Origin of the sequence: Leuconostoc litchii, assembly GCF_008107645.1 — a bacterium.
GTDB lineage: Bacteria > Bacillota > Bacilli > Lactobacillales > Lactobacillaceae > Leuconostoc > Leuconostoc litchii.
This window is the reverse complement of record NZ_SDGY01000003.1, coordinates 1-8,788: the sequence shown is the minus strand read 5'-3', so window position 1 is coordinate 8,788 and position 8,788 is coordinate 1. Positions and strand designations below refer to the sequence as shown.

Below are 8,788 nucleotides of genomic sequence, written 5' to 3'. Positions count from 1 at the left end.
TATAAGTATCTTGCACTTTTTTTATTCCTTGCTATAATAGGCTTTGTACTATGCAATTTAATTATGCAATTTAATGAGGTGAAAAATGACAGTCTATGGTTACGCACGAGTCTCAACAGCGGGACAATCGTTAAATGAACAAAAAGATAGTTTAAAGAATGCTGGTGCTGATATTATTATGAGCGAAAAATATTCTGGGACCACGACAACACGTCCCCAATTCGAAAAGTTAGTTCATTTAGTGGAACCAAACGATACTTTAATTGTCACAAAGTTGGATCGTTTTGCTCGTAACACAAGAGAAGCGCTAAATCTAATTGACTCCCTATTAAAAGAAAAAATTGTTATCAAAGTTTTAAATTTAGGTACGATTGATAACACTCCTATGGGTCGTATGATTGTTAGAACTTTATTGTCGGTTGCGGAGATGGAACGTGACATGATCATTGAGCGTACACAATCAGGAAAGGTATTTGCTAAGCAGCACAATCCTAACTATAAGGAAGGCCGACCTAAAAGAAAAAAAGATAGCCGAAATCGGGCTATCTTTGAATATTCAAAAACACATACTGTTAAAGTAACTGCTGAAGCATTCAATATATCACCGAGAACTGTACAATATATTAAAAAAATGTTTGTCGAATAGTTTAGCTCCCTTAATGTGCTTTCAAAATCTTTGGTTTTCTTAGTGTCGATTTAAATAAATTTTTTGTTATAAAAATAATATATATACTTATTTTATGGTGCTTAAATACAAATTAATGCACACAAAAAAGGGTGCATTAATTTGTATTTTTGTGCACCCTTTTCTCTTGATAAATGGTTATTATTAACAAAAAAAATTTTAACGCGAAAAATGCCATCTTACTATATTTTAGAATCATTATAATAAAAATGCAAATTTGAATAATTTTAATCATAAAACAGTATAAAATATATTCGAAAATCATTAATCGTCAAGATTTATGGTGTTTTTGATGTACAATATGCTTTTGCAAAAAATCTACTCTTTTTCACTTAAAACATAGCTTTTTTTAACAATATTTTTAATGAATTTATTGTCATAAAAACATTTTTAGGTATGTTATAAATATGTTTAGAAAATATCTCTGCGTACAAAAAGGTATGCAAATAAAAATATTTTTGTGCATACCTTTTTGTCTAAAAATAACTATAAAAATCAAAATTTAGTACTTTGTGATTAGTGAAAAAGATTAATAAAATGCTCAAAAATAAATAAACAGCTGAAAACGCCCATAACTATATAGAATGTTGACATTATTTTATGTTGTTCTAAAAAATCCCATATATTCATATTCCCAAATTTCCTAACATATTTTTCTTTAGTTGGATCATATGTAAATTCAGAGTAATCAATTTTTGGACCTATAGATATACTATCAATAGTATGTCCAAGAACTAAATGATCTAAAGGCGTATTTAATATTTCAGCTAGTTTAACCAAGTTATTCAAATCAGGAACTGATTCATCTGATTCCCATTTTGATATTGCTTGTCGAGAAACATATAATTTTTCAGCTAATTCGTCTTGTGTCCATCCATTTTCAGTTCTTATTTTTTTTAATTGTGTACTAAACTCCATTTGCACTCTCCTAAATTAATATGAATTAATCATACAAGATATCCGTTTAATACAGTAGCAACAGTGAGCTATTCTATGCATTATCAAAGCAACTATTACTAATTTTATAACGCAACTCACACTTGCAAATAGTACTTAAAGTATTGATTTAAATGATATCTTTAGGTTGCATAAATAAGTTATAACATCATAAATTTAGTAATAAGTCACATTGAAAATATTTAACATTAATGATTTTTTTGTTATTCTTTTATGAAATAGGAGCGTTTGAATGACCAAAAAAATTAATAATTATTTGAAATCGCATCCAATAGTCAAAGTGATTTTATTAATAATAGTTTCCACTATTTAATAACTTTTCTTATGTATATCACCTAATCTTTTTTTCAGTCAATATGTTTTATAGAAGATAGTTATGTCAATTATTCATCGTTTATAGTTTTAGCAATAGTTTCAGTTTTATTAGATATCATTATAGTTTCTTGTAGTTACTTCATAACTGTCAAAAGTAAAACATAATCCATCTTATGACAAGTGAAAAGCGCTATCCTTACAGCGAGTTGGGATAGCGCTTTTCTATTCATCAGCAACTTTGTGAATTTCACTTTTTTCAATTGGTCTAACTCTCTAAACCTTAGTTTAATAACGTTTTTGGTTTGTGAATTTGTTAAGAGCGATTAAGCTTTTGTGTGCTTTTTAGTTTTTGTAAAAGCCAAGACCGTTAGGACAATGCCAAAAAGTGCTAACGTTTTATTCATAACTTGATAATGATCTGTCAGCAAGACATTGAGACTCATCATCATCAGGATCAAGAAGATTAGTTTTTGTGCGTTTAATTTTTTCATTGATAGATTCCCTCTAGAACTAGTTTATCAATAATTTTGACAAATACATAAGTCATTTTCGTAAATAGTAAAAAGACCGTTTCTGGGAGAAAAACAGTCTTTTTGATTTGAGAGAGAATATTTGGTTATGAAAAAAATTTTAGGGAGAGAAGAGAATAGTCATGTAAGTTGACTATGTATTGAGTATAAAACAGCTAGATTAAATCAACATCAAAAAATGACAATATTACCTGCCATCTTAACTTTTAAAATATTTAGCAATATCTTTACTGAAAAAAATAATTGCAAAACCTGTAACAGATCCTATTATGGATAAACTATTGGACAGAAAAATTATACTAGCAGTAATAATCGAAAATCCCAAAAATACAATAATGATATTCAAGTTTTTATTATTTTTCATGTTGTACCTTTTTCTGTCAAAGAAACATGGCATGTTCTACTTCAATTTAAATTACAAATTCTTTTTTTTTAAGTAATTCGTTCTGCTTCTTACCAATGGCATAGGTGTAAATTGCCATTAACACTTTTTTCTTATCGGGATCTTTTTCGTTTAAAGCATTATCCATTAATACTTGTAAGTTTGTTTTTTCAGCTTCCAAAAACAACTTTTCAAAAATATTTTTATCAGCCATAATTTAAGCTCCTTGTTGTCTTTAAATTGGTATCTAATCTAATTATACTAATAAGCAAAATAATCCGTCAGCAAAACGAATAAAATGAGTTTAATGCGCACTTACACATAGAAAATTCTATGGTAGTCCGTATGACCTATTTTTTAGGTCAAGGCGCACTTACACTCCACCAAGAAACTTGTTGAGAAATTGCTAGAAAGCAGTGTGTCAGAAGTCGCTTACAGCGACAACTTAAAAAATAACAAAAGTTCTTGTTGCGAGCATACTATGTGTATATACACATGAGGTAAAAACAGATCCAGATTGATATGTTTTTGTTTGGGAAATTCCCAATCCCTTTGTTAATTAAAAAAATTTTGATAAGCGGATAGTTGATGAACGACAAATACTAACAAACAAAACGGACGCTATAAAAGTAAACTTAGATGAAAATTATTGAAATAGTCAACAAAAATTAAATCTGTTATATTATTTAACGAGGCGTTAAGATTAAGCGCCGTGAAGGGAGGTGGGTCTCCTTGATACTATTAGTTAATGAATTGCAACTGCTCAACGCTGCATTATGGCAAATTTTTGTTGGCATAACGTTAATCTGGTTGCAAAAGTATTTCGATGATCATCGTTAATACATGTGCCTCGTCCTGCCAGACGGGGTTTTTATTTGCATAATAAAAAGCTCGTCGCCTGCCAGCGATGAGCTCGAAAGGGTTGGAATCTCCAAACCTATTAGTTAATGTACTTATATTATAACTGAACAATTATATTTTATGCAATTAACATGTTAGAAGATAATTTAGCTATAGCAATATAGAGAAATTGTTACATAAAAAAACGTGCCATTGTTATAGATAATACACATATTCCAACAAAAATTATTATAAATATAGTGAGAATAGCAAATTGCTCAAAAAAATAGGAAATTTTATTTCTTTGTTTTCTTAATTCATCAACGTTTTTTCCTTGAGTATAAGCAAGAATTTCTGAATACGTTTTTATATCTACTGATTTGTTAAATAATTCAATGCTATAACCACAATACAAAGCAGGAATAAGCAGTAAGAAAGGTATACACAATATAATTAGATTATCAGATAGTAATATTGGGCCTATTGACAGGGCTGTTAACAAAAAAGATAAAAGCATAATCCAAGAATATATGTTTTCTTTTTTCCTATCTTTATTGTTTAATACTTGATTTTTCATAGCTGGCAAATCTCCTTTGACTAGTTCATCTAAGGAAATATTAAATATAGAACTGATTAACAAAAGACTTTGAATATCTGGATAGCTTTTATTATTTTCCCAGTTCGAAATTGTTTGTCTTGAAACAAACAATTTTTCTGATAATTCTTCTTGAGAGTAATTACAACCACTTCGATATTTTTTTATTTGTTCGCCTAATTTCATTTAATATACCCCTACATGTTATATCCAATTTAAATTAATTAGATGAACTTGTCTGTCAAAACATCTTTGCATTATAAAAAAAAGCACTTAGTGCCTTTTGTATACAAGAAAATCAACTTTTTATTTAAATAATCTAGTCCAGAAGCTCTTTTTATCTTGACTTTCTTTTTCTTGATACTCAATTAAGGTATCCTTTGTTTCTGTTAACCGTTTTTCAGCAATTAATTGCAGTTGTTGGGCTTGATCAAGATGCTTGTTTAATAAACTAATCTGTAAATCTTTTTCTTTTAATTGACCAGAAAGTAACTTAATTTGCTTATCTTTTGCTGATATTTCTTTATTTAAAAATTTAATTTGTTGTTCAGTTTGTTCAGATAATTGTCCAGTTTGTTCAGTTGAACTGTTCAGTTGCTGAACAGTTGGGTGGACACTTGAAAGTAGCTCTAATTGTTCATCAGAGTACGCCCCTGTTAAATCTATATCACTCAAATTAGCCCTTCTATAAAGGGTTGTTCGCGATATTTTTAAGTGTTCGGCAAGTTCGGATATACTCTTAAATTTGTGTTCAGTCATTGTTCACCATTTGTTCAGAAAACTGTTCAATCTGTCCAGTTAAGTGTAAACCATATTGTGAACAGTTGAAAGTTTTAATCAATGTAATAAATGATTAATAGGGTTTACAATGTTTAGTTATTCAGGATATAATAAGTCCAACATTTAAATACAAATTAAAAAGCCCTCAACCTCGCCAAAGGTTAGGACTTGTGACCTTACGATATTACAAGTATCAGGTTTTTGCCAACATAGATTCCAACTCTATGTTGGCTTTAGATTACTTACTATTATACAAACTTATAGACGTAGTGTAAACCATTTACACAAATAACTATGACGAAATATAAAAGCGTATCCACAAGTCCATTCAGACAGAGGATACGCTTTTTACGTCTGTTCAATCGTTGTCGGACGTTATCCTAACAACTAATACGGAACAGGCGTGTATCCGTCAAGAGGGCTGAAAGGTCGTCTAAACCACGTCCAAAGATACAATAGCTAACGTATCGGGCAATGAACTATTGGAATAAGGGTAGGCTCGCCCGCAAGTGATTGGCAAAGAAGTGGCATATAGCATTAGCACACTATATGGTTTAAATTGCATATAAAGCGATTTAAGCGGTGTCTGACGTGTTCTAACCTTATTGACTTATAAAAGTAAGGCTTTCTATTGGGCAGACGGTAGAAAAGCAAATAGAGCGATATACGTGGTTGATACAAGCGATATGATTCTGAATTATACCTTGAACAATTTTAAAAGTCCTAAATACTTAGGGCTTCCTCTGCTCAAATCAAACTGATTGCCCTTGTTGTTTTTTAACACAGAGGATATTTTTTCAGGAATAGTTGGCTTATATGTCAGATTAAATATTAGTGCAATTGCGCTTTTTTATAAACTCAATTAAAATTTTTATAATATTTTTTTGATATAGGTGAATAATCATCTTATTTGATATTATATTAGAGAGAATTCTTAAATTTAGATAGATTATAAAAATAATCTGTCATATTATTTTTCAAAGTGCGAAAATAGGAATTTATTTTAGAATATGAAAATATAAATATTATGATTGGAAATTTAGAATGAGTAAAACATATACTGGGTCAATTGTTGAAGTACATCATAACTATGGCATTATATCTATGAATGAAAATGGGTTTAATGCAAAGGTATTATTTTATATTTTTCCAGATATGATTTCTCAAAATACACTTCAGTTATCTAAAGAAGTTTCCTTTAAACTGGCAAATAAAGATATACGTGATGGGGCCATGAAACTAGCCTATTCTGTTTCCTCAAAAAATTTAAATGATAAAAAAACATTTATTTTGAAGAATGCTAAACCAGACTATTTGGAAAACTATAATAACTTTATTTATAGAAAATTTTATGAGGTTGATAATCCTGATATTATCGAGGAACTAATTTCTCAAGATAAATATATCAAAGAAGTTACCTTAAAGTGGATTTTATTTATCGAGCGAACTGTTAAAGATTATATTGTTAAAATTTCTATTAATAATCATATATCTAGTAAAGATATTTATGAATGCTTAAAGCAGAATAATCAAACAAATCAAATTCATAACAAGATTAATAAAAAAATAAAGAAAGATTATTTATTTAGAAATGAGTTTGAACTCTTAGATATTGATCGTGACGCTCAAAATGATCAGAATTTTATACTTAAAAATGCTCCATTGGCTCTTTACCTAGAAGAAACGACTATTGATGAGTTAGGAAAAATATTGAGGGTTTTAGTTGCTTCTGTGTTTTCTGGTTTTATAAATAAAGATGTTCATGTTACATTTTTATATCATATTCATACAATGTTTTTAGAATTATCTAAAATTAGAAATGCAAGTGCCCATGGAAATCCATTAATTCCATTAATCTTAGACTTAACTTTTATGCCGAGTGAGTTGTACGATTTAAAATCTGTTTTTCCTGGGTTTAATTCAGGAAAAGATGTTTCAGATTGGGAATTGTTTGAACCTATTCGTTTTTATACAAGACAATTAACAAAATGTGGAATAGCACCAATGTATCATGGGGGTCTCCAACTTACAGGGCTTTATACTGCTAAATATATTCTTATTAACCCTGCTCGGAGATCATTTTTTGCATTTATTTTTATAATAAATTATTTGTTTGCTGAATTTTCAGATGAGTATACTTTATTATCAGATGAATTTTACTTAGACTTTATTAATTTGATTCCTTTGAAAGAGAATGAAAATCAGATGTCTACTAAAATTTTCATGCAGTATCCTTCTTCTAATCCGACTACCAATCAAATTGCTAGCTTTACTTATTTTTTACTGAATCCTCAATTTTTTTCCATATGTAATGCACTTATAAGATGATGTAATTAACATAATCATGGCTATCTCAAGTGAAAAAGCAGGTCTTATTTTTATATAAGATCTGCTTTTTCATTTAAAGTATTAGTGCAAAAAATTAAATATATTTTGTTAAAATTAATATATTGAAAAGAAAGAGGAAGAAATGAAAAAAATATATAAACTGTATAAATCGGGAAAAATACTAGTAACAGGTATGACAGCTTTTACCATTTTAAGTACGGCTACAATAGTTAACACATATTTTGATACACCAGAAACAATTCTAGCAGATACTAATAAAGAAAACAGTCAGGCTGATTGGCCTCAAACAAATGGAAATAGATTAGCTGGCAGTAATTATGGAAAAGCCCAAACATTTAATTTTTCAGAAAATAATAATTTAAGTAAAGATTATTCTGCAACACCAAAATTAAATAGTCAAAATGATTTAAAATTATTTATTCAAGGCACTGAAAAAGACATTAATTCATTATCTACTGATGGAACAGGAGGAAAACCAAAAACTATAAAAACTTCTGAAATGGGGTCGGATACCTATTTCTATGCATCAAATGTGATGTCTGTTTTGCAAGACAATAAATACATTGATGTCGATCTAAAGCTAACAATTTTATCTACTGATTTAGGGAACAATGATACAACAGTAGGCTTTGGTGTAAAAGGCACTAAAGAGTCTGGTAATAAATTTTTATCGACAGGATCTGGCAAACAAGTAGCTCAAAGAGGTAATTTTACAAATTTTAAATATCAGTTTTTTAACCATGATACTGGTAAGCCGATGTCTGTCAAGTTTCATATGGGATTTACTGATATAGATTTTGAAGAAGCAATTAAAGTACAAGAAAGTGCTATTAGTAAAATTTATGTCGATAATAATTCGAAGCTTCCATATGCTATAAAAGACGGTAATCTAGCTATTACTCGTGATTATAATGATAATGCCGATAAAAATGACTCGTCTGAAAAAGGTTATACTCATGTAGCATTGTTCGAAATAGATGCACCAGAAGATGGGTTTAATCTTTCAATAGCGACATCTGGCAACAATGATAAAGATCCGAATGCGATTTCGCAAGGAAGTAAAGTTGCACCAAGTATTTTGGATACAATGAAATATAACGGAAACATTGAAGTGAATTACGTTGATCAAGATAGTCAGAAACTTTCACCTTCTGAATATAGCACAGATACAATTGGTAATTCCTATACAACTAAGCCAAAAGAAATTGCGGGCTATAAGTTAGTTGAAACACCTGCTAATGCTAATGGTACTTATACAGATGGGACAACAACAGTTACCTACGTGTACCAAAAAGAGACGCCTGTTATTAAGCAAGGCGACTTAGTTGTGAACTATGTGGATCAAGATGGCAAAA

At 29.4% G+C, this 8,788-nt stretch carries 8 protein-coding genes; 3 read left to right on the top strand and 5 right to left on the bottom strand.

What is annotated here, in order from left to right:
• The first annotated feature begins 85 nt into the window (after positions 1–85).
• A complete protein-coding gene (locus ESZ47_RS06830; protein ID WP_148605995.1) occupies positions 86–646 on the top strand; it encodes a recombinase family protein in 561 nt (186 codons plus the stop codon).
• 555 nt (positions 647–1,201) lie between these two features.
• Here the strand turns inward: ESZ47_RS06830 and ESZ47_RS06825 are convergent.
• The 5 genes from ESZ47_RS06825 to ESZ47_RS06810 all read right to left on the bottom strand — a co-directional run bounded on the left by ESZ47_RS06825 (position 1,202) and on the right by ESZ47_RS06810 (position 4,979).
• Complete coding sequence (locus ESZ47_RS06825) at positions 1,202–1,603, bottom strand: helix-turn-helix domain-containing protein (RefSeq protein ID WP_148605993.1); 402 nt, start codon at positions 1,601–1,603, stop codon at positions 1,202–1,204.
• 677 nt (positions 1,604–2,280) lie between these two features.
• The gene (locus ESZ47_RS09390) at positions 2,281–2,448 is read right to left on the bottom strand and encodes a hypothetical protein (protein WP_167497055.1); all 168 of its coding nucleotides are present in this window, start codon (positions 2,446–2,448) and stop codon (positions 2,281–2,283) included.
• A gap of 449 nt (positions 2,449–2,897) precedes the next feature.
• A complete protein-coding gene (locus ESZ47_RS06820; RefSeq protein WP_148605992.1) occupies positions 2,898–3,083 on the bottom strand; it encodes a hypothetical protein in 186 nt (61 codons plus the stop codon).
• Positions 3,084–3,902: 819 nt separating this feature from the next.
• Positions 3,903–4,490, bottom strand: a complete 588-nt coding sequence (locus tag ESZ47_RS06815; protein ID WP_148605990.1) for a helix-turn-helix domain-containing protein — start codon at positions 4,488–4,490, stop codon at positions 3,903–3,905.
• A gap of 120 nt (positions 4,491–4,610) precedes the next feature.
• Entirely contained in the window at positions 4,611–4,979 is a 369-nt protein-coding gene (locus tag ESZ47_RS06810; protein ID WP_244307567.1) for a replication initiation protein, read from the bottom strand.
• Positions 4,980–6,128: 1,149 nt separating this feature from the next.
• On the opposite strand from ESZ47_RS06810, the gene ESZ47_RS06805 reads away from it, so the two are divergent.
• Both ESZ47_RS06805 and ESZ47_RS06800 read left to right on the top strand, forming a co-directional pair.
• The gene (locus ESZ47_RS06805; RefSeq protein WP_148605986.1) at positions 6,129–7,412 is read left to right on the top strand and encodes an Abi family protein; all 1,284 of its coding nucleotides are present in this window, start codon (positions 6,129–6,131) and stop codon (positions 7,410–7,412) included.
• Between the two features lie 142 nt (positions 7,413–7,554).
• On the top strand, positions 7,555–8,788 hold a 1,234-nt coding region (locus ESZ47_RS06800), incomplete at its 3' end, for a MucBP domain-containing protein (RefSeq protein WP_148605984.1).